This window comes from Goekera deserti, assembly GCF_010685995.1.
Taxonomy (GTDB): domain Bacteria; phylum Actinomycetota; class Actinomycetes; order Mycobacteriales; family Geodermatophilaceae; genus Goekera; species Goekera deserti.
In genome coordinates this window covers 50,830-70,203 of record NZ_JAAGWK010000024.1, presented here as the reverse complement: position 1 = coordinate 70,203, position 19,374 = coordinate 50,830, and the positions used below count along the sequence as shown (strand labels likewise).

Here is a 19,374-nt window from a genome sequence, read left to right as displayed (position 1 = left end):
CCGCCGGCTCAGGCCAGGGTCGCGGACACCCGCGCGGCGAGCAGGTCGACGCGGGCGGCGGACAGCAGGTCCTCGTGGTCCCCGGCCAGCTCGGTGACCAGCAGGTGGGGGGCCGCGCGGCGCCACGCCGACAGCGTGTTGCCCACCAGCGGCAGACCCCGGGTGGCCGCGTAGTAGGTCACCGGCCCGTCGTAGGGCGACAGGCGGTGCGCCGCGGCCACCAGCCAGGACTGCGTCCAGGCGGCCTCCTCGACGCCCTGCCCCACCCCGGGGACGCGGTGGTGCAGCCGGTGCGCCAACCGGGCGGGGGAGCGCAGGGTGTCCAGCCGGCCCGCCCAGCGGCGCGCCCGTGCCTCCCCTCGGGTGAGCGAGGCGGTGGGCGGGAAGACGTCGATCAGACCCAGCCAGCCCAGCGGCCGGCCGGCCGCCCGGGCCCGCACCGCGGTCTCGTAGCCCACCAGCCCGCCGAAGGAGTAGCCGAGCAGGCTCAGCGGGCCCGCCGGCTGGCGCCCGGCCGCGGCGACCAGGCAGGCGTCGGCGAGCTCGCCGACGCTGCGCCGGCGTCCCGCCGCGTCCGCCAGCGGCGGGTGCAGGCCGAGCACCGGGCGCTCGGTGTGCAGGGCCCGCACGAGGGCGTGCAGGGAGTTGAACTGCCCCCACGCGTCGCAGAGCAGGAACACCGGCCGGCCGACCCCGGCCCGCAGCTCCACCACGTCCGGCATCGGCGCCGACCGGGCGCGGGCGACGCACCGGGCCAACCCGGCCGGTGTCGGCTCGGCGAGGAAGTCCTCGACCGGCACGTCGGCGCCCAACTCGAGTGCCACCCGGCGCAGCAGGGTCATCACCTGCCGGGAGGTGCCGCCCAGGTCGGCGAAGTGGTCGTCCGGGCCGACCCGGTCCAGGCCGAGGGCCTCGCGCCACAGGCGGGCTGCCTCCGCGGCCACCCGGTCGGCGTCGGCGTCGGCGGCCGCGGAGGTGGTCAGCGCCCGGGCGTCGGCGTCCGCCGTGGGCACGGTGGAGCGGCCGGCCCGGGCGACCGCCGCGCGGATCCCGGTCAGGCAGCCCGGGTTGCGCAGCGCCCCCTCGTTGCGGACCGGGTCGCCGTTGACGGCGTCCCGGGCGGCGGTCTCCGAGGGCTTGCCGCTGTGGGTCACCGGCAGCTCGTCGACGGCGACGACCAGCGAGGGCACGTGCGCCGCCGACGCGCGGCGGCGGACGGTCGCCCGCAGGGTGCGGGCGAGGTCGCCGTCCAGGTCGGCGTCCGGGTGCAGCACCACCAGCAGCACCATCCGGGAGGCGCCGGCGTACCGCGGGTCGCGCTGCTCGACCGCCATGGCCTGCGCGATGCCCGGCACGCCCTGCAGGGCGCGGTACACCTCGCTGGGGCCGATCCGCACGCCGTCGACGTTGAGCACGCCGTCCGAGCGGCCGTGCACCCGAGCCCCGCCGTCGGGGGCGATCTCGACGAGGTCGCCGTGGGTCCACATGCCGGGGTGCGCGGCGAAGTAGGCGTCGTGGAACCGGCGGCCGTCCGGGTCCTGGCGGAAGCCGACCGGCCGGGACGGGAAGGGCCGCCGGCACACCAGCTCACCGACCCGGCCCCGCACCTCGCGGCCGGCCTCGTCCACGGCGGCGACGTCGAGGCCCAGGCTCCGGGCCTGGGACCAGCCGCGGCGCACCGGCAGCTCGGGGTGGCCGAGCACGAAGCAGCCCAGCACGTCGGTACCGCCGGAGATCGACTGCAGGGGCACCGGCCCCACGGCGTCGGCGACCCAGTCGAACTGCCAGTCGTGCAGCACCGACCCGGTGGAGAGCACGGCACGCAGCCGGCCCAGGTCCAGGGTCTCGCCGGGCCGCAGGCCGGTGTCCTGGCACAGCTGCAGGTGCGCCGGGCTGGTGCCGAACACCGTGACGCCGTGCCGCGCGACCAGCTCCCACAGCGTCGCCGGCCGGCTCACCGGCCCGTCGTACAGCACGACGTGGGCGCCCACCGCCAGGGCGGACAGCTGCCAGTGCCACATCATCCAGGCGGTGGTCGTGTGGACGTACAGGACGTCGCGCGGCCCCAGGTCGCCGTGCAGCGCGTGCTCCTTGACGTGCTCCAGCAGGGTGCCGCCCGCCCCGTGCACGATGGCCTTCGGCGGGCCGGTGGTGCCGGAGGAGAACAGCACGAACAGCGGGTGGTCGAAGGGCAGGGCCGGCCATCGCTCGACCGGCTCGGCGGGGACACCGGTCAGCTCGCCGGCCCACGACCGGGTGTCCACCGGCCACCTCTCGGGCGCCGCGCCGTCGTCGAGCAGCAGCACGTGCCGCAGGCCCGGCAGCCCGCTCACGAGGGCGTGCCCGGCGGCGTCGGCGTCGCCGGGCACCGCCGCCCGGTCCAGGAACAGCAGCACCGGGTCGGTGCGGCCGAACCGGTCGACGAGCACCGGGGCGCCCATGTCCGGCATCGCGGTGGACACGGTCGCGCCCACGGCAGCGGCGGCCAGCACCGCGACCACGGTCGGCAGGTCGCTGCCGGCCACCACCACCACCTGCTCCCCGGGCCGCACCCCGAGCCGGCGCAGCGCCGCCGCGGCCTGCCCGACGGCCGCGCGGAGCCCGCGGCGGTCCACGGTGCGGGTCGAGCCGTCCGCGTGCACCGAGGTCACCGCGGCGGACGCGTCGTCGACGTCCGGGCGCGGGCCGAGCAGGGCCGCGGCGTAGTTGAGCCGCACGTCGGGGAAGAACCGGGCGGTCTCCACGTCGGTGCCCACGACCACCCGGTCGGCGGACCCGGACCACGGCAGCGCCGACCACTCCAGCAGGGCACGCCAGAACGTCGGTGCGTCGTCCAGGGAGAAGGCGTGCAGGTCCCCGGGGCGCTCCAGCGGCCGGCCGGTGCGCTGCGCGCAGTACCGGCGGAACGACGCGAGCCGGGTCTCGGCGGCGGGGCCGGGGCCGATCCCGGTGCCGGGCGCGGAGGTCGTCGTCATCGCGTCGTCCTCTCCGGTGGTGCGGTGGTGGGCAGGTCGTCCAGCACGAGCCGGACGGGTGTGTCGGTCGCCAGGGTCGCCACCGACCCGGCGGGGACCCGGACCGGGTGCAGCAGCCAGCCGGCGGTGCGGCGGGTGCGCGGTGCCCGGAGGGTGCCCACCTCGGGCAGCGGGCCGGTCAGCCCGCGGCCGGTCGCCTTGGCGACGGCCTCCTTCGCCGTCCAGCAGCGGGTGGCGGCCACCGCCCGCCGGGCCGGGGGCAGCAGTCGCAGCCAGCGCAGCTCGGAGGCCGTCAGCCAGCCCTCGTCGGCCACGGCCGCGGTCCACGGCGCGACCGGCTCCACGTCCACGCCCACGCGGACGCCGTGGCCCACGACGACCACGCCCAGGTCCCCGCCCGCCGAGCAGCTGACGTCGAGGCCCGGCGCCGCCGGACCCAGCCCGGGCCTGCCCAGCGGGTCGGCGACCAGCGGCACGTCCGCGGGGGCGACGCCCAGGGCGCTGCCGAGCGCTGCCCGCATGCCGGCGCGCAGCGCGGTGCGGCGGCGGCGCACCGCGGGTACGCCGTGGTCGGCGTGCTCCCGCTCGGCCGGTGACAGGACCGCCCGGGCCCGCTCCAGCGCCGCGTCGTCCAGCGTCAGCGACAGCAGGTGGACCTCGGCGAGGGGCCGGGCGTGCCTGCCGGACGGCCGGGAGGCCGGCGGCGCCGGGGCCGCGCGGGCCCCGGCTCGGTGCGCCGGTTCCGCAGTCACGCCCGGAGGATGTCACCAGCACCTGGGCATCGGCTGGGTGCCCGGGGCCTCGGCCGGGGCCCGGCCGCACCGTCCACCCGGTCGGGCGACGGGTCCGCCCCTGCCGGTCGCGTCCTGCCCACCCGCGCCGCGCCCGCTGTCCCGTACCGGTGTGGGAACCTGCACAGCGTGCTGAGCTCCCGTCGTCTCACGGCCGTCCTCGCCCTCGGGGTGTCCGGGACCCTGCTGCTGTCCGGCTGCCGTTCCGACGCCTCGGTCGCCGCCTACGTCGGCGACTCGCAGGTCACCCGCGCCGAGCTGGACCGGGCGGTCGCCGACCGGCTCGCCGACCCGGACATCGCCACGTTCGCCGGGGACGACGACGCCGGCTACCAGCGCTTCGTGCTCGGCCTGCTCGTCCAGGAGGACGTCTACGCCGCGGTCGCCGACCGGTACGACGTCCAGGTCTCCGACGACGACGCGCGGGCCCGGATCGACCAGCTGCTCGCCGGCCAGGACGAGGCCGCGACCTACCAGCAGCTGGCCCAGCAGAACGGCGTGAACGCCGAGGACGTGCTGGAGAACGTGCGCCAGCAGATGGTGCGGGAGCAGGTCGCCGTCGCGTCCGGGCAGGTCGACCTGTCCGAGTCCGCCCTCCGCGAGCGCTTCGACGCCTCCCGCGAGGGGCTGGCGAAGATCAGCCTGGGCTTCATCACCGTGCCCGACGACGCCACCGCCCAGGCGGTGCTCGGCCAGCTGACCGCCGACCCGGCCAGCTACCCGGCACTGGCTGCGCAGTACGCCGGGCAGTACACGCTGCCGGCCCTGGAGGACCGGGCGCCGGACGAGATCCCGCAGGCCCTGCTGGACCAGGTGGCGGGCACCGACCCGGGCAACGGCTTCACCCTCGCCGTCCCGGAGACCGGCGGGGTCGTCGTGGCCTTCGTCGGCGGGATCGTCTACCCGACGTTCGAGGGCTCCCGCGCCGAGCTGGAGGCGCAGGCCGCCGCCGAGGCCGCCGACAGCGGGATGGCCCTGGTCGCCGACGTGCGCGAGGACCTCGACGTCACGGTGAACCCGCGCTACGGCGTCGCGGACGGCGAGAACATCGTCGCCGGTGACGGCGGCGTGGTCGACGTCCTCACCGACGGCAGCGGCGCGGCCGAGGACCCGATCGACGACACCCTGCCCGGCACCGAGGTGCCGGCCGACCCGGGTGCTGCCGGAGACTGACCGGGTGCCCCCGCTGCCCCCTGCCTGCCTGCTCACCGTCAGCCCCCGGCTGCCCGGCCTGCTCGCACCCGCCGGGTGGCGGGTGCTCGCCGCGGCCGGTGCGGTCGCCGCCCTGCCCGGGGCCGCCGCGACCGCCGCGGCCGTGCGCGCGGCCGGCACCCCGGTGGCCGACGCCGCCGTGCTGCCGCAGCTCGCGCCCGGCGCCGTGTGCCTGCTGGCGCCGGCCGAGCTGCCCGCCGACCTGCCCGCCGGGGTCACGGTGGTCGACGGCTGCCCGGAGCCTCCCGGCGTCCGGCTGCTCGAGGCGGCGGCCGTGATGGACCGGCTGCGCTCGCCCGGCGGCTGCCCGTGGGACGCCGAGCAGACGCACGCCTCGCTGCGCGGCTACCTGCTGGAGGAGGCGCACGAGGCCTACGACGCGATCGTCGACGACGACGCGGCCGGCATGCGCGAGGAGCTCGGCGACGTCCTGCTCCAGGTGCTGTTCCACGCCCGGATCGCCGCGGAGGCACCGCAGCCGCGCGGCTTCGACGTGGACGACGTCGCCGGGGACCTGGTGGACAAGCTGGTGCGCCGGCACCCGCACGTGTTCGCCGACGCCGGGCACCGCGACGTGGCGCAGGTCGAGGCCGGCTGGGAGGAGATCAAGAAGGCGGAGAAGGGCCGGCGCTCACCCACCGAGGGCGTGTCCACCTCGCAGCCCGCGTCGGCGTGGGGCGCGGCCCTGGTGCGCCGGGCCGGGCGGGCCGGGCTGCCGGTGCCGGCCGCCGCCGACCTCCCCGCGGCCGACGCCGACGAGCTCGGCGAGCACCTGCTCGGCCTCGTCGTCGCCGCCCAGCAGCGCGGCTGGGACGCCGAGGACGCCCTGCGAGCCGCCGTACGCCGCTACGCCGCCCGGATCGACGGGGAGGCGCACGCCCGCCCGGCGCCCTGACCCGGAGGGTGTCAGTCCACCGCGGGCAGAGCGGGGGAGGAGCCGAGGAACTGCTGCACCCAGAACAGCAGCGCGGCCGCCAGCGCGGAGGCGACGACGAACCCGGCCACGCCGCTGTCGTCCACGTAGGCCCACAGCAGCCCCAGCACCGGCGCCAGCACCGGGACGACGGCGTCGCCGCGGGCCTGCCGGGCCAGCCCCGCGAACCGCGCGGCGTCGGTGCGCGGGGGTGGGGCGTTCAGCTCACCGCGAGGCGGGGCCGGGCGCAGCCGGCCCGAGGGCCACAGCTCGGCGCCGGCGACCACCGGCAGCACCACGCGACCGGCCCCGGGGTCCCCGCGCACCTCGACCCGGGTGTCCGGGGGCAGCGCGGCGAGCTCGGGCGCCCAGTGCACCGGCAGCCAGCGCAGCCCCCGCGGGGTGTCCAGCTCCAGCCAGCTGCGCACCAGCAGGCCCCGGCGCACGGTGAAGTGGGTGGCCGGCACCCGCGTCGCCGGCGCCCGGCGCAGCCGCCGCCGGCCCAGCACCCGCAACCCGGTGACCGCGGCCGCAGCCGCGGTGACCAGCGGCACCAGCACCAGCCCGAACACGACGTCGCCCACCGCGCCGTGCGCGGCGTCCCCGTCGGCGTAGACGGTCTGCGGCCCGCTCGGCGGCGGGCCGGGGGCGTACGCGACGGTCACCTGGTTGCCGGTGGGCACGGCCTGCGGGCGGTCCAGCACGAGCCGGCCCGGCCGCTCGCGCCCGTCGGCGTCGGTGAAGGTCACGTCCACACCGCGCCCGTCCGGTGCCGTGCCGCTGGCCGTCACCGTGGCGGTGGCGGTCCGGGTGGCCGCCGACAGGGGCGCCTGCGCGTCGCCCAGCCGCAGCACCAGCACGACCGTCAGCACGAGGCCGACCACGACCAGGGGCACCAGGCCCAGCAGCAGCTGGCCGACGGCGCGCCGGTGCGGCCGGGGAGGCGGGGTCGACGTCATCGCCGGGAATCGTCCCAGGCGGCCGCCGGCGGTCCCCGCGCGCCGTCGCACCGGCCGCGTCGACCGGGCCCGGGATCGCTACGCTGCCGGGGTGGCCAGCATCGAGGCAGTCGGCGCGCGAGAGATCCTGGACTCGCGCGGAAACCCCACCGTCGAGGTCGAGGTAGCACTCGACGACGGGACGATCACACGTGCGGCGGTGCCCAGCGGCGCCTCCACCGGCGCGTTCGAGGCGGTGGAGCTGCGCGACGGCGGTGATCGCTACAACGGCAAGGGCGTCACCCAGGCCGTCGACGGCGTGCTCGACGTCATCGGCCCGGAGCTCGTCGGGTTCGAGGCCAGCGAGCAGCGCCTGCTCGACCAGCGCCTGATCGACCTGGACGGCACGCCGGACAAGTCCCGCCTGGGCGCCAACGCCATCCTCGGCGTCAGCCTCGCGGTGGCCAAGGCGGCGGCCGAGTCCTCCGGTCTGCCGCTGTTCCGCTACGTCGGTGGGCCCTCCGCCCACGTGCTGCCGGTGCCGATGCTCAACATCCTCAACGGTGGCTCGCACGCGGACAGCAACGTCGACGTCCAGGAGTTCATGATCGCGCCGATCGGCGCGGCCACGTTCGCCGAGGCCCTCGCCATGGGCGCGGAGACCTACCACGCGCTGAAGTCGGTGCTGAAGAAGCGCGGGCTGTCCACCGGCCTGGGCGACGAGGGCGGCTTCGCGCCCGACCTGCCCAGCAACCGGGACGCCCTCGACCTGATCGTGGAGGCCGTGCAGAAGGCCGGCTACACCGTCGGCTCGGACGTGGCCTTCGCCCTCGACGTCGCCGCCACCGAGTTCCACAGCGAGGCCGGGTACGCCTTCGAGGGCAGGACGCTGACCTCCGACGACCTGATCAGCTACTACACCGAGCTGGTCGACGCCTACCCGATCGCCTCGATCGAGGACCCGCTGTCCGAGGAGGACTGGGACGGCTGGGTCGCCATGACCGCCGCCCTGGGCCACCGGGTGCAGATCGTCGGCGACGACCTCTTCGTCACCAACCCGACCCGGCTGGCCGACGGCATCTCCCGTGGGGCCGCCAACGCCCTGCTGGTCAAGGTGAACCAGATCGGCACGCTCACCGAGACGCTGGACGCCGTGAACATGGCCCACCGGGCCGGCTACCGGTCGATGATGAGCCACCGCTCCGGGGAGACCGAGGACACCACGATCGCCGACCTCGCCGTCGCCACCGACTGCGGGCAGATCAAGACCGGTGCCCCGGCCCGCAGCGAGCGCGTGGCCAAGTACAACCAGCTGCTGCGCATCGAGGAGGAGCTCGACGACGCCGCCCGGTACGCCGGCGCCGCCGCGTTCCCGCGCCTGTCCGTGGCTGCCGGCGGGGAGTGACGACGGGGTGAGCGCCGTCCGCGGCCGGCGGGGCGGCCCGGCCGCGGAGGCGCGCGGGCGCCGGACGTCCGGCGCCCGCCCGGCCCGGTCGGCCGGTCCCTCCCGGGAGGCCAGCCGGCCCGGGCAGCGCCGGTCGTCCCGGTACACGGCCAACGCCGGCCGCGGCGGGGCCGTCGCGCACCGCCCGCTGATCACCGGCCGGGCGGTCCTGCTGGTCGCCCTCGTACTGCTGCTGGCGCTCACGCTGGCCGGTCCGCTGCGGCAGTACGTGGCCGGCCGGCAGGACCTCGCCGAGCTCGCCGCCGAGGGCAGCGCCCTGGACCGGCGCGCCGAGGAGCTGCAGGAGCAGCTGACCCGGCAGGCCGACCCGGCCTACACCCGGCAGCAGGCCCAGTCCCGGCTGGCCTACGTGCTGCCCGGCGACCGGCTGGTGGTCGTCGCCGACGGCGAGACCGTGCCCGGCGCCACCGAGGCCGACGCCGCGACGCCGGCCACCGCCCCGGACCGCACCTGGTACGAGGGCCTGCTGGAGTCGGTCGCCACCGCCGACGGCGACGCCGCCGAGCCCACCCCGTGAGCACGCACCCCGGCACCGGACCGGCCCCGTCCGCCCCGGCGGTCACCCCGGACGAGCGGGACGTCGTCGCGCGCCAGCTGGGCCGGCCCCCGCGGGCGCTGGTCGGGGTCGCGCACCGTTGCCCCTGCGGGCAGCCCGACGTGGTCGAGACCGCACCCCGACTCGAGGACGGCACCCCGTTCCCGACGCTCTACTACCTCACCTGCCCGCGCGCGTCGGCGGCCGCCAGCCGGCTGGAGTCGGCCGGGCTCATGCGCGAGTGGCAGGCCGAGCTGGCGACCGACCCCGAGCTGGCCCGGGGGTACCTGGCCGCGCACGAGGCGTTCCTGGCCACCCGCGACGCCCGGGACGTGCTGCCCACCCGGGCCACCGCCGGCGGCATGCCCGACCGGGTGAAGTGCCTGCACGCGCTGGCCGCGCACGCGCTCGCCGCCGGGCCGGGCGTCAACCCGATCGGTGACCGCGCCGTCGCCGGCATGGGGGAGTGGTGGGCGGCCGGCCCCTGCGCCCTCCCCGCGGACGACGCCGTCACCCCGGCCGCTGACGGGGACCGCTCGTGACCCGGGTCGCCGCGATCGACTGCGGCACCAACTCGATCCGGCTGCTCGTTGCCGACGTGCCCGCCGAGGGCCCGCACGTCGACCTGGTGCGCCGGATGGAGGTCGTCCGGCTCGGGGAGGGCGTGGACGCCACCGGCCGGCTGGCCCCGGAGGCGATCGAGCGCACCCGGCTCGTGCTGGCCGAGTACGCGGCCACCGCACGCGAGCTCGGCGTCGAGCGGGTGCGGATGGTGGCCACCAGCGCCAGCCGGGACGCCGCCAACCGCGCCGACTTCGAGGCCATGGTGCTCACCACCCTGGGCCGGTTGCCCGACGTGGTCGCCGGCACCGAGGAGGCCGCCCTGTCCTTCCTCGGTGCCACCGTGTCGCTGGCCGCCGGGGCCGCTGCGCACGGGCAGGAGCCGCCGCCGGCGCCCTACCTGGTCGTGGACATCGGGGGCGGCTCCACCGAGTTCGTGCTCGGGGACGCCGACGGGGTGCGCGCCGTCCGGTCGGTCGACGTCGGCTGCGTGCGGCTCACCGAGCGGCACCTGCGCGCCGACCCGCCCACCGCCGACCAGATCCAGGCCGCGGAGAGCGACATCCGGGCGGCGCTGACCGAGGTCGTGGCCGACGTCCCGGTGGGGGAGGCGGCGACCCTGGTCGGGCTGGCCGGCTCGGTCACCACCGTGGCCGCGCTGGCGCTGCAGCTGCCGGTGTACGACGCCGACGTGCTGCAGGGCTCCCGGGTCCCGGTGGCCGGGGTGCGCTCGGTGACCGCGGGCCTGCTCACCGCCACCCGCGCCCGGCGGGCCGCGATGCCGGTGATGCACCCGGGCCGGGTCGACGTCATCGGCGGCGGATCGCTGGTCCTGCGCGTCATCATGGACGCCTTCGACATCGACGAGGTCGTCGTCTCCGAGCACGACATCCTCGACGGCATCGCGCTCCAGCTCGCCCGCACCTGACCCGCCCGCCCGCCCCAGCCGGCGGCGCTGCCGCCGGCCCGCGCGCTCCCGCCGGCCGGCCAGGCCCCCGCGTTGCAGGCCGGGCACCGCCGGTGATCAGCGGGCATCGCGGGCGCGTACCGGATCCGGGTGCGCCGTCCCGAGGGGGTGCCGTGTCAGGCGGCGCTGTCGGCGTTGGCGTTGGCCGGGGGCTTGCCGGTCAGCGCCGTGTAGATCTTGTCCGCGCCCTGCGCGGCCAGCAGCCGGCCGACCGCGACGAGCACCCCGGAGAACGCGGCCCAGGCCAGCGCGTCGGGCCAGGTGACGCCCGGGGACGTGGGGTTCTTCGGCGGCGGGGTGTTGCGCACCGCGACCCACAGCTGGTCGGTCGTCTTCTTCACCAGGATGCCGGTCGGGATCGCCAGCGCCGGGCCGAGGACCTTGTACAGCGCCGGGGTCTTCTGCTTCTGCTTCTTCGCCACCCGGCGATCATGTCAAGACCAGCGGGTCGCCGCCCGTCCGCCGGATGGTGGACTGGACCCGTGGCACTCGACGTCGACGGCTTCCCGGTCACCCGCACCCCGGCCGGGGTCGCCCGCGGCGCGGCCGGCGCCCGCACGCTGCAGGTGCTGGACGACCGCATCTCCGGGTGCCGCGCCTGCCCCCGACTCGTCGCCTGGCGCGAGGAGGTGGCCACGGTCAAGCGTGCCTCGTTCCGCGAGGAGGACTACTGGGGCCGCCCGGTGCCGGGCCTGGGCCCGGCGGACGCCCGGATCGCGGTGGTCGGGCTGGCGCCGGCGGCACACGGCGGGAACCGCACCGGCCGGGTGTTCACCGGCGACCGCAGCGGGGACTGGATCTTCGCCGCCCTGTGGCGGGCCGGCCTGGCCAACCAGCCGACGTCGACCCACCGCGGCGACGGCCTGGAGCTGACCGACGTCCGGGTGTGCGCGGCCGTGCGCTGCGCCCCGCCGGACAACGCCCCGACCCCGGCCGAGCGGGACACCTGCTCGCCGTGGCTGGCCCGGGAGCTGGCGCTGCTGCCGCGGCTGCGGGTGGTGGTGGTGCTGGGCGGTTTCGGGTGGACGGCGCTCTGGCCGGTGCTGGGCCGGGCCGGGTACCCGCTGCCGCGACCACGCCCGGCGTTCGGCCACGGCGTGGAGACGACGCTGGTCGGTCCCCGCGGCCCGCTCACGCTGCTCGGCAGCTACCACGTCAGCCAGCAGAACACCTTCACCGGCCGGCTGACCGAGCCCATGCTGGACGCCGTCCTGACGAGGGCGACCGACCTGGCCGGCGGCCCGGGGTGATGCGGTCCGGCGTGATGTGGCCCGGGGTGAGGTGGTCCGGGGTCCGTCCCGCCGGCCGCCGCCGACGGATGGGACCCTGTCGGTTCGCCGGCGAGACGCCCTCGTAGCCCAACCGGCAGAGGCAGGCCCCTTAAAAGGGTCGCAGTGTGGGTTCGAACCCCACCGAGGGCACGTCACGCGCAACCGCCGCCCGAGGCCGGCAGCGGTTCGGGCACCCCGGCCCGGGCGACCGGCGGCCACCCGTCCGGGTGAGGGACCCGGCGCGGGAACGCTGTGCGGTGGACGGTCGTTGTAGGAGACGAGTGGGACCCGCAAGACTGCGGATCCCACGGTCCGAGTCACCTCGAGGAGATGGCGATGCCCAGCAACAACCCGGTGTTCGGTCGGGCCTTCCCGGCCAACACCCCTGGCCCGCAGTTCGGCCAGCAGCCCGGCGGCTGGGGTCAGGGCGCGCAGTACGGCGCGCCCACCCAGCACAACCCCTACGGTGCTCCGGCGCAGCAGAACCCGTACGCCGCCAGCACCACGCGCTACATGACGATGGACGACGTCGTCACCAAGACCGGCATCACGTTCCTGGTGACCGTGCTCGCGGCTGCCGCCACCTGGGCCCTGCTGCCGACCGAGACGGCGCTCGGCCTCGCCCTGCCGGCCGTTCTGATCGGCCTGGTGCTCGGCCTGGTGATCTCGTTCAAGCAGATCACCAACCCCGCAGCGATCCTCACCTACGCGGCCGTCGAGGGCGTCTTCCTCGGCGCGATCAGCGAGGCGTTCGAGAACCTCTACGAGGGCATCGTCATCCAGGCGATCGTCGGCACGTTCGGTGTGTTCGCCGGCATGCTGGTCGTCTACAAGACCGGTGCTGTCCGGGTCACCCCGAAGCTCACCCGCTGGATCGTCGGCGCCATGTTCGGCGTCCTGGCGCTCATGCTGGTCAACCTGGTCGCCAGCTTCATCACCCCCGGCGGCCTCGGCCTGCGTGAGGGTGGCCCGGTGGCCATCATCTTCAGCCTGGTCGTGATCGGTGTGGCCGCGTTCTCGCTGCTGCTCGACTTCGACATGGCCGACGAGGCCATCCGCCGTGGCGCCCCGGCCAAGTTCGCCTGGTTCGTGGCGTTCGGCCTGCTGGTCACCATGGTGTGGCTGTACCTGGAGATCCTCCGCCTGCTCAGCTACTTCCGAGACTGACGAAGGACCCCTGCCCCACCACGAGCACGCTCGCGGCGGGGCAGGGGCCCCGGACGACAGTGGCCCGGTCCCCTCGCGGGGACCGGGCCACTGTGCTGTTCGGACGTCGACCGGAGTGCCACGGCGCAGGGGACCCTGCGCCGTGGCACTCCATCAGCTCGTCAGGACAGGCGCTCGAGCACCATCGCCATGCCCATGCCGCCGCCGACGCACATGGTCTCCAGGCCGAAGGTGCCGTCGGTGGTGCGCAGGCCGTTGAGCAGGGTGCCGGTGATCCGGGCGCCGGTCATGCCGAACGGGTGGCCGACGGCGATCGCGCCACCGTGCACGTTCAGCTTGTCGATGTCGATGCCCAGGTCGCGGTAGCTGGGGATGACCTGCGCGGCGAACGCCTCGTTGATCTCCACCAGGTCGATGTCGCCGATGCTCATGCCCGCGCGCTGCAGCGCCAGCTTCGAGGCGTCGACCGGGCCGTAGCCCATGATCTCCGGGGACAGGCCGGTCACCGCGGTCGACACGATCCGTGCCAGCGGCGTGAGGCCCAGCTCGGCGGCCTTGGTGTCGCTCATGACCACCACCGCGGCGGCGCCGTCGTTGAGCGGGCAGGCGTTGCCGGCGGTGACCCGGCCGTCGGGGCGGAACACCGGCTTCAGCGCGGAGATGCCCTCGATCGTCGTCCCGGCGCGGGGGCCGTCGTCGGCGCTGACCACGGTGCCGTCCGGGGTGGTGACCGGGGTGATCTCCCGGGCCCAGAAGCCGTTGGCGATGGCCTTCTCGGCGAGGTTCTGGCTGCGCACGGCGAACTCGTCCATCTCCTGGCGGGAGACGTCCTTGAGCAGCGCCAGGTTCTCCGCGGTCTGCCCCATGGAGATGTAGACGTCGGGCACGTCCCCGTCCGAGCGCGGGTCGGTCCAGCTCTCGGCGCCGCTCTCGGCCACCTTCGCCCCCCGGGCGGCGGCGTCGGTGAAGGCCGGGTTCTGCGTGTCCGGCAGGCCGTCGGAGTTGCCCTTGACGAAGCGGGACACCATCTCCACGCCCGCGGAGATGAAGACGTCGCCCTCGCCGGCCCGGATGGCGTGCATCGCCATGCGGGTGGTCTGCAGCGAGGAGGAGCAGTAGCGGGTGATCGTCGTGCCGGGCAGGTGGTCCATGCCCAGCAGCACCGCGACGACGCGGCCCATGTTGTACCCCTGCTCACCGCCGGGCAGCCCGCAACCGAGGACCAGGTCGTCGATGTCCGTCGGGTCCAGCTCGGGCACCTGGTCCAGTGCGGCGCGCACGATCGTGGCGGTGAGGTCGTCGGGGCGCAGGTCCTTCAGCGATCCCTTGAAGGCGCGGCCGATGGGCGAGCGGGCGGTGGCGACGATGACGGCTTCGGGCATACGAGTACTCCACGGTGAGGCGTTGCCGGGGGCGGCACGGGCGTCGGTCGGCCCGAACCTACCCGGGGCCGTGCCGCGGCCGTCAGCCCCGGACCCCCGGCTGGGCGACGCCCGCCCGGGCGGACTCGCCGGCCTCCTCGGGTGTGGGGATCCCCGGCGGACGGCGGCGGCGCAGCCGGGCCCAGGGCCCGCGCGGGCCGGTGTCCTGGCCGCGCACCTCGGTGGGCTGCACCTCGGTGCCGGTGCGGCCGGCCGCGCGGGCGGCGGCCTGCGCCACCGGGCGCACGGTGTTGCGCCGCAGCCGCAGGCCCCGGTCGGCCGAGGCGGGCCACACCCCGATCGAGTCGGCCACCGAGGGCAGCAGCGAGGCAGCAGCCGCGGCGTAGCCGACGGCCGAGGGGTGGAACTCGTCCCGGCTGAACATGCTGGTGTCGGTGGCGAACGCCGGCCCGAGCACCGAGCCGAGCGACACGGTGCGCCCGCCCTCGGCGACCACCGCGATGGTCTGCGCCGCCGCCAGCTCGCGGCTCCACCGCCGGGCCAGCAGGCGCAGCGGCTGCCGGATCGGCCGGATCGTGCCCAGGTCCGGGCAGGTCCCGACCACCACCTTGCAGCCGGCCGCGGTCAGCCGGCGCACCTCGTCGGCGAGCTGCCGCACCGACGTCGACGGGCGGGCGCGGCTGGTGATGTCGTTGGCGCCGATCATGATCAGCGCGACGTCGGGCCGCTCGGCCAGGGCCTGGTCGACCTGGGCGGCGAGCCGGGCGGACACGCAGCCCGACACCGCCAGGCGGACCAGCCGTACCGGGCGCTCGCTGAGCTCGGCGAGCGCGGCCGCGATGAGCACGCCGGGGGTCTCGGTGGCCTTGTCGACGCCGAGCCCCACGGCGCTGGAGTCGCCCAGCACCACGAACACGATCGGCTCGCCCCGGCCGCTGCCGTAGACGCCGTTGCCGGTGGGTGGGTCCTTGCGCAGGTCGTGGGTCTCGATCCGCCGCCGGGCCGACCGCGCCTCCTCGCGGAGCAGCGCGACCAGGCCGGCACCGACCAGGCCGATCCCGCCGCCGCCGTAGATCGCGCTGGTCGCCAGTCGCCGTGCCCTGCTGGCCCGCGTCACCTCGGCTCCCGTCCGTCGTCCGTGCACCGGCGGCGCTGCAGGCCGCCCATCGCAGGCTAGTCGCCACCTACGGTGGGCCCGTGCCCACCCGCCAGCCCCCCGCACCGGACGCCGACCTCGACCGTCAGCAGCAGATCGTCGACGTGCTCGTCGACGCCTTCTCGGCGCTGATGACCGCGGACGCCGACGCCTTCCGCACCAAGTTCCGCAAGATGGCGGCCGACCCGTTCGCCTTCTACCGCGGGTCGGCGTGCCTGTTCTACGCCGACATGGCGACCGGTGAGGACCGCTGGTGTGACGAGCGGACGTCGCGGGTGTGGATCCAGGGTGACCTGCACGCGGAGAACTTCGGCACCTACATGGACGGCGACGGGCGGATCGTCTTCGACGTCAACGACTTCGACGAGGCCTACCTGGGCCACGTCAGCTGGGACCTGCGCCGGTTCGCGGCCAGCTTCGCCCTGCTCGCCTGGCGCAAGGCGCTCGGCGACGACGTGATCGCCCAGGTGCTGGACGCCTACCTGTCGGCCTACCTGGACCAGGTCGCCGCCTTCACCCGCTCCGACGACGACCGCTCGTTCGCCCTCACGAGGGAGAACACCGACGGCGCGGTGCGCGAGCTGCTGCTGGCCACCACCGAGCGCACCCGGATCGCCCTGCTGGACCGCCTCACGGTCGTGGAGCACCACCAGCGCCGGTTCGCCGACTCCAGCCGCAACCGCGTCCTGGACGACGACGAGCGGGCCGTGGTGCTCGCCGCGGTCGACCGCTACCGGGAGACGGTGCCGGAGGGCCGGCGCCGCCGCGAGGTCGCCTACGACGTCAAGGACGTGATCGGCACCGGCGGCTTCGGCATCGGCAGCGCCGGCCTGCCCGCCTACAACGTGCTGCTGGAGGGCTACGACCAGGCCCTGGAGAACGACATCGTGCTCTCGCTGAAGCAGGGCAACGTCGCCGCGCCCAGCCGGGTGGTCACCGACCCGGCCATCCGGGAGCACTTCGAGCACGAGGGCCACCGGACGGCGGTGAGCCAGCGGGCCCTGCAGTCGCACGCCTCCCCGTTCCTCGGCCACACCGAGATCGGCGGGGTGGGCTTCCTGGTCGCCGAGCTGTCGCCGTACGAGCTGGACCTGGACTGGGACGACCTGACCGAGCCCGACGAGATCCTGCCCGTGGTGCGCCAGTTGGGCCGGGCCACCGCGAAGATGCACTGCGTCGGCGACGCCGACTCCGACCACACCCTGGTGCCCTTCCAGACCGAGGAGGCGATCACCACGATGATCGGGGGCCGGCGCGCGGAGTTCATCGCCGACCTGACCGACTTCGCCCTGGACTACGCCCAGCGCACCCGGGTGGACCACCGGCTGTTCGTCGACGCCTTCCGGGCCGGCCAGATCCCCGGCATCAGCTCCAGCGGCGCCCAGCCGCTGCGCTGAGCGGCGGCGCGGCCTCAGCGGATCGGCAGCTCGACGACCATGCCGCGGTGCGTGCCGACCGGGCGCAGGTCGTAGGGCTCGGTGACCACCTGGAAGCCCAGCTTCCGGTAGAAGCCGACGGCGGCCTCCCGGGCGTCGCACCAGACCAGCTGCCCGCCGCGGGCGGCGACCCGGGTCAGACCCTCGGCGACCAGCGCCCGCCCGGCGCCCAGGCCGCGCACCCGGGGGTCGGTGGCCATGCCGCGCAGCTGCCAGGTGCCCTCGGTCTCCCGCCACGGGCAGTCCCGCGGGTGGAACCGGACGACGCCGACGACCTCGCCGCCGTCCAGCCGGGCGGCCAGGTGCAGCGTGTACGGGGCGTCGTCCTCGTCGATCTCCACCGGGCGGCCCTGCCGGAGCTCCTGGGCGCGCAGCGGGTAGGTCGCGGCGGCGTCGACCTGCTCCACGGTGATCAGCCCGGGGCCGGCCTCGATGTCCACGTCGTCGTCCTCCCCGCTCCCGGCCCCGCCGCAGGGTGGCGGCGGGGTCCTCGGTCGGCCCAGTCTCCCCGACGGCCGGGGCGCCCTCCCGGCCGCTCCGCCGGCAGCCGGGCGTCGGCGGCCGGGGAGCCGGCGTCAACGGCCCCGCCGCCCCTTCCGGGCCCGCAGGTAGTCGGCGACGACGTACTCGCCGAGACGGTCGCCGTCCGGGGTGAACACCCGGCCACCGGTGCGCTGGGTGATGTCGTGCACGAAGTGCACCAGCGCGGGCTCCGGGTCCAGGGCGAAGACGTTCATCGTCGCCCCGGACCGGGCGCAGCGTTCCACCTCGGCGACGGTGCGGGCGATCGTCTCCGGCACGGGTGGCCAGTTGAAGTACGGCGTGCCGTCCGACAGCAGGTGCGCCGTGGGCTCGCCGTCGGTGACCACCAGGATCACCGGCTCGGCGTCGTGGTGCCGGGCCAGGAAGCGGCGGGCGAGCATGAGCCCGTGCTGCAGGTTGGTGCCCTGCAGGGTGTCCACGCTCAGCTCGGCGAGCGTCTCCGGTCGCAGCACCTGCGCGGTGGAGGCGAAGCCGATGATCTCGATCGCGTCCTGCGGGAAGCGGGTGGTCACCAGCGAGTGCAGCGCCATCGCCGTCGACTTGGCCGCCCCCCAGGTGCCGCGCAGCGCCATCGAGTAGGACAGGTCGACCAGCAGCGCCACCGCGGCACCGGCCCGGCGCTCGGTCTCCACCACCTCGAAGTCCTCGACGGCGATCTGCACGCGCCGCCGGCCGGCCGGCCCTGCGTCCGGGGCCGCCGGGTGCGGCTCGCCGGCGGTGCGCAGGACGGCGTTGCGCACGGTGCGGATCACGTCCAGCGGCTGCTCGTCGCCGAACTGCCACTCCCGCGAGCTGCCGGTCAGCTCGCCGGTGGCGCCGGCGTCGGGCACGTCGTGGTCGCCGCGGCCGGCGGCGTCCAGCGAGCTGAACACCCGCTTCAGCGCGGTGGCCCCGAGCCGGCGCACCGCCTTCGGCGAGAGCTCGAGCCTGCCCTCGGTGCGGGTCAGGAAGCCCTGCCGCTCCAGCTCGCGCTCCATCTGGCGCAGCGCGGCCAGGTCGTCCACGGCCGCGCGGCCCAGTGCGCGCTCCAGCAGCTCCTCGTCCACGTCGGCCAGCGAGGCACCGGCGTAGCCCTGGGACAGCTGGTTGCTCAGGGCCTCCAGGTCGGCCAGCTCGGCGACCGCGGAGGTGGCGTCGCCCATCCCCAGCCCCTGCTCGCCGTCCGGCACCGCACCCCGCTGGCCCCAGGGCAGGTCGGGCCGGGCCTGGCGCAGCGCGTCGTCGAGGTGCGCCATCTCGCTCTCCAGGCCCAGGTCGCCCATCGCCTGCTGCATGAGGTCGCCGAGCTCGGCCCGCTGCTCGGGGGAGAGGCCGGCCATCATCCGCTCCTGCGCGGCGGCCCGGCGGGCCAGCGCGTCGATGAGCTCGTCCACCGTCTCCGGGTCGTCGGGGAAGAACTGGCCGTGCCGCTCCATGAAGTCGGCGAACTGCTGGTCGGTGTCCTCGCCGCGGTTGTGCGCGTCCAGCAGCGCGGACAGGTCGGCCACCATGTCCTTGACCGCCTGCACGTCGCCGGCACCGGCGTTCTGCAGGGCCTGCTTCATGTTGTCGAACGAGCTGTCCAGCACCTCCCGGCGCAGCAGGTCCTGGATCTCCTGGTAGGCCTGGCGGGCCTCCTCGGAACGCCACTGCCTGTCCTTGAGCGCCCGCACCGCCCCGGCGGTGTCCTGCGGCAGGGCGTCCAGCTCGGCCTCGGCCAGCCGGGCGGCGTCGTCCGGGTCGGGGAACAGCTCGCGCCGCTCGGCCTGCACGGCGCGGTCGAGCAGCTCGCGCACCTGCTCCAGCGTGCCGTCCATCCGGCCGGCCTTGCGGGCCTCGCGCAGCCGGTCGCGGACCGAGCGGCGCAGGTCGTCCATGCCGCGCCGACCCTCGGTGCCCCGGCGCAGCAGCTCGCGCAGCGCCTCGCGCACCCCGGAGCCGGCCAGCACCTGGTCGCCGATCTCGTCGACGGCCCGGCCCAGGTCGTAGGGCGGCGCCAGCGGGTCGGGCCCGCCCCGCCACCGGCCGTACCGGTAACCGTTGCTGCCGCGTCGCCTGCCCATGTCGGCCTCCCTCGCGCTCG

Annotated in this window: 17 protein-coding genes and 1 tRNA gene; 10 read left to right on the top strand and 8 right to left on the bottom strand. The window is 76.1% G+C overall.

The window, feature by feature from the left end; genetic code table 11:
* Nucleotides 1-8: 8 nt before the first annotated feature.
* Together G1H19_RS16570 and G1H19_RS16565 are read right to left on the bottom strand one after the other, a co-directional pair.
* On the bottom strand, nucleotides 9-2,975 hold the full coding sequence (locus G1H19_RS16570) for an acetoacetate--CoA ligase (protein WP_152730888.1): 2,967 nt from the start codon (nucleotides 2,973-2,975) through the stop codon (nucleotides 9-11).
* Entirely contained in the window at nucleotides 2,972-3,727 is a 756-nt protein-coding gene (locus G1H19_RS16565; RefSeq protein ID WP_152730889.1) for a 4'-phosphopantetheinyl transferase family protein, read from the bottom strand. Before G1H19_RS16565 ends, G1H19_RS16570 begins: the two co-directional genes overlap by 4 nt.
* A 168-nt stretch (nucleotides 3,728-3,895) precedes the next feature.
* On the opposite strand from G1H19_RS16565, the gene G1H19_RS16560 reads away from it, so the two are divergent.
* Entirely contained in the window at nucleotides 3,896-4,939 is a 1,044-nt protein-coding gene (locus G1H19_RS16560; RefSeq protein WP_162393060.1) for a SurA N-terminal domain-containing protein, read from the top strand.
* A 4-nt stretch (nucleotides 4,940-4,943) separates the two neighbouring features.
* Entirely contained in the window at nucleotides 4,944-5,873 is a 930-nt protein-coding gene (locus G1H19_RS16555; protein ID WP_235928145.1) for a nucleoside triphosphate pyrophosphohydrolase, read from the top strand.
* An 11-nt stretch (nucleotides 5,874-5,884) separates the two neighbouring features.
* Here the strand turns inward: G1H19_RS16555 and G1H19_RS16550 are convergent, their stop codons facing one another.
* Nucleotides 5,885-6,850: a DUF3592 domain-containing protein gene (locus tag G1H19_RS16550; RefSeq protein ID WP_152730891.1), complete on the bottom strand. Its 966-nt coding sequence runs from the start codon at nucleotides 6,848-6,850 to the stop codon at nucleotides 5,885-5,887.
* A gap of 91 nt (nucleotides 6,851-6,941) precedes the next feature.
* On the opposite strand from G1H19_RS16550, the gene eno reads away from it, so the two are divergent.
* From eno to G1H19_RS16530, 4 genes are read left to right on the top strand one after another with little or no spacing between them, the layout of a single operon-like run.
* Nucleotides 6,942-8,234 carry a phosphopyruvate hydratase gene (eno, locus tag G1H19_RS16545; protein WP_162393061.1) on the top strand — a complete coding sequence of 431 codons (1,293 nt, stop codon included), beginning with the start codon at nucleotides 6,942-6,944 and terminating at the stop codon, nucleotides 8,232-8,234.
* 7 nt (nucleotides 8,235-8,241) lie between these two features.
* Entirely contained in the window at nucleotides 8,242-8,811 is a 570-nt protein-coding gene (locus G1H19_RS24665) for a septum formation initiator family protein (RefSeq protein WP_162393062.1), read from the top strand.
* Nucleotides 8,808-9,371 carry a DUF501 domain-containing protein gene (locus G1H19_RS16535; RefSeq protein WP_162393063.1) on the top strand — a complete coding sequence of 188 codons (564 nt, stop codon included), beginning with the start codon at nucleotides 8,808-8,810 and terminating at the stop codon, nucleotides 9,369-9,371. The genes G1H19_RS24665 and G1H19_RS16535 overlap by 4 nt, the downstream gene beginning before the upstream one ends.
* Nucleotides 9,368-10,318, top strand: a complete 951-nt coding sequence (locus G1H19_RS16530) for a Ppx/GppA phosphatase family protein (protein WP_162393064.1) — start codon at nucleotides 9,368-9,370, stop codon at nucleotides 10,316-10,318. Before G1H19_RS16535 ends, G1H19_RS16530 begins: the two co-directional genes overlap by 4 nt.
* A 155-nt stretch (nucleotides 10,319-10,473) precedes the next feature.
* Here the strand turns inward: G1H19_RS16530 and G1H19_RS16525 are convergent, their stop codons facing one another.
* Entirely contained in the window at nucleotides 10,474-10,779 is a 306-nt protein-coding gene (locus G1H19_RS16525) for a DUF4235 domain-containing protein (protein ID WP_162393065.1), read from the bottom strand.
* 60 nt (nucleotides 10,780-10,839) lie between these two features.
* Between G1H19_RS16525 and G1H19_RS16520 the strand changes: the two genes are divergently transcribed.
* From G1H19_RS16520 to G1H19_RS16510, 3 genes are all read left to right on the top strand, one after another.
* Nucleotides 10,840-11,607: a uracil-DNA glycosylase gene (locus G1H19_RS16520; protein ID WP_162393066.1), complete on the top strand. Its 768-nt coding sequence runs from the start codon at nucleotides 10,840-10,842 to the stop codon at nucleotides 11,605-11,607.
* A 97-nt stretch (nucleotides 11,608-11,704) separates the two neighbouring features.
* Nucleotides 11,705-11,778, top strand: a tRNA-Leu gene (locus tag G1H19_RS16515).
* A 186-nt stretch (nucleotides 11,779-11,964) separates the two neighbouring features.
* Nucleotides 11,965-12,795 carry a Bax inhibitor-1/YccA family protein gene (locus G1H19_RS16510; RefSeq protein ID WP_152730893.1) on the top strand — a complete coding sequence of 277 codons (831 nt, stop codon included), beginning with the start codon at nucleotides 11,965-11,967 and terminating at the stop codon, nucleotides 12,793-12,795.
* 161 nt (nucleotides 12,796-12,956) lie between these two features.
* Here G1H19_RS16510 and G1H19_RS16505 read toward each other — a convergent pair whose 3' ends face one another.
* Together G1H19_RS16505 and G1H19_RS16500 are read right to left on the bottom strand one after the other, a co-directional pair.
* Nucleotides 12,957-14,177, bottom strand: coding sequence for an acetyl-CoA C-acetyltransferase (locus G1H19_RS16505; RefSeq protein ID WP_152730894.1), 1,221 nt, complete (start codon nucleotides 14,175-14,177; stop codon nucleotides 12,957-12,959).
* Nucleotides 14,178-14,259: 82 nt separating this feature from the next.
* Complete coding sequence (locus G1H19_RS16500; RefSeq protein ID WP_162393067.1) at nucleotides 14,260-15,294, bottom strand: SGNH/GDSL hydrolase family protein; 1,035 nt, start codon at nucleotides 15,292-15,294, stop codon at nucleotides 14,260-14,262.
* An 80-nt stretch (nucleotides 15,295-15,374) separates the two neighbouring features.
* On the opposite strand from G1H19_RS16500, the gene G1H19_RS16495 reads away from it, so the two are divergent.
* Nucleotides 15,375-16,730 carry a DUF2252 domain-containing protein gene (locus tag G1H19_RS16495; RefSeq protein ID WP_235928146.1) on the top strand — a complete coding sequence of 452 codons (1,356 nt, stop codon included), beginning with the start codon at nucleotides 15,375-15,377 and terminating at the stop codon, nucleotides 16,728-16,730.
* 14 nt (nucleotides 16,731-16,744) lie between these two features.
* Here G1H19_RS16495 and G1H19_RS16490 read toward each other — a convergent pair whose 3' ends face one another.
* Nucleotides 16,745-17,209 (bottom strand): GNAT family N-acetyltransferase, encoded by a 465-nt coding sequence (locus tag G1H19_RS16490; protein ID WP_162393068.1) that lies wholly within the window; start codon nucleotides 17,207-17,209, stop codon nucleotides 16,745-16,747.
* 135 nt (nucleotides 17,210-17,344) lie between these two features.
* Entirely contained in the window at nucleotides 17,345-19,354 is a 2,010-nt protein-coding gene (locus G1H19_RS16485; protein ID WP_152730895.1) for a VWA domain-containing protein, read from the bottom strand.
* Nucleotides 19,355-19,374 lie beyond the last annotated feature (20 nt).